The sequence below is a fragment of the Vibrio marinisediminis genome (assembly GCF_014050145.1).
GTDB lineage: Bacteria > Pseudomonadota > Gammaproteobacteria > Enterobacterales > Vibrionaceae > Vibrio > Vibrio marinisediminis.
Window position 1 is genome coordinate 1 of sequence record NZ_JACFYF010000207.1, and the last position, 283, is coordinate 283.

Below are 283 nucleotides of genomic sequence, written 5' to 3' on the forward strand. Positions count from 1 at the left end.
GTCGGGGGTCTTCAGACCCAGTGCATTCAGCCAGAAATAGACAAGTTCGGCATGCATCGAGAACGGGAAAGGAACGCCGATGCGCAGTTTGCGTCCGCTGGCGCGGATCAGGTGCTTGCCGGTTGCTAGCGGATCTCTGAAATCCTCGCGCCAGCCATTGCTGCGCATCTTGCTGGCAAGGCCGTTGGACACGCCGATGACATTGCCGTTCACCGACATGACCAGAAGCGCGTCCATCGCTGTCGGCAGTCCTCCGAGACCGAGGGACATCGCCACGGGCAGG

Annotated in this window: 1 protein-coding gene; it reads right to left on the reverse strand. The window is 61.1% G+C overall.

The window, feature by feature from the left end; all coding sequences use genetic code 11:
• Positions 1-270: ABC transporter substrate-binding protein (locus H2O73_RS23910; protein WP_281364272.1), on the reverse strand; the 270-nt coding region annotated here is incomplete at its 3' end.
• Positions 271-283 lie beyond the last annotated feature (13 nt).